Here is a 1,061-nt window from a genome sequence, read left to right as displayed (position 1 = left end):
CGAAGGCGGGGGCGGCGTCGGCCGGTGTGCCGCCGGTCGCCGGGGGCGCGGCCTGTCCCGCCGCGACGGCGAGCATGCGGTCCACCTCCTCCGCGCCGGGCCGCGCGAGCGGGTCCTTGACGAGCAGGGCGGTCAGTACGCCGGTCAGCGGGCCGGCCTGACGGGGCGGCGGAACGTCCTCGCTGAGCACCGCGGCGAGCGTGGCGAGCGTGCTGTCCCGGCGCAGGGGATGGTGGGCCTCGACGGCCACGTACAGCATCATCGCGAGGGACCACAGGTCGGAGGCGGGGCCGCCCTCCTTGCCGCTGACCCGCTCCGGCGCCATGTAGTCGGGCGAGCCGATGACGGAACCGGTGGCGGTGAGGCTGGTGGCCTCGCGGACGGCGGCGATCCCGAAATCGGTGAGGACGGGGCGTCCGTCGGGGCGCAGCAGAACGTTCGCCGGCTTCACGTCACGGTGCTCGATGCCGACCGCGTGGGCGGCGCGCAGTGCGTCGAGCACCTCCCGGCCCATGCGGGCCGCCTCGGACGGTTCCAGGCGGCCCCGGTCGAGGCGGTCCTGGAGCGAGCCGCCGGTGAGGAGCTCCATCACGATCCACGGGTAGGTGCCCTCGCCGCCGTCGACGATGTGGTGGATGGTGACGACGTTCGGGTGGTGGACGCGGGCGAGGGCCCGGGCCTCCCTCAGTACGCGTTCACGCAGGGTGCGGGCGCCCTCCGGGTCGTACTCGGCGAGGCCGGGGTCCGGCGGGCGGACCTCCTTCACGGCGACCTCGCGGTGCAGCGCCAGGTCGCGGGCCCGCCAGACCCATCCCATTCCCCCGCCGCCAAGCCGCCCGACGAGTTCGAAGCGGCCGTCGATCACCCGTCTGCCGGGCTCCGTTCTGCTCATGCGGGGAGCCTAGACGGAGGCGACGACAACAGGGACGGTGAGTCCCGGTTCGTGAGGAATCGGAGATCAACGGCGGAAGGGAGAGGGAGACGGCTGAGCGCCGTCGTACATCCGGTGTTGCCGCCCCCCCTCCCGCCTCGCGCCGGATCGCCCGGGGCCGTCGCTCCCC

1 protein-coding gene is annotated in these 1,061 nt (G+C 74.6%); it reads right to left on the bottom strand.

Features of this window, described 5'->3' with window-relative positions:
• The coding region (locus tag AOK23_RS40915; protein ID WP_157878307.1) for a serine/threonine-protein kinase at positions 1-892 on the bottom strand (892 nt) is incomplete at its 3' end.
• Positions 893-1,061: the final 169 nt, after the last annotated feature.

This window comes from Streptomyces torulosus (assembly GCF_001419765.1).
In the GTDB taxonomy this organism is placed as follows: domain Bacteria; phylum Actinomycetota; class Actinomycetes; order Streptomycetales; family Streptomycetaceae; genus Streptomyces; species Streptomyces torulosus.
Note: the sequence above shows the minus strand (reverse complement) of the source record. Positions and strands in the feature narration are given on the sequence as shown.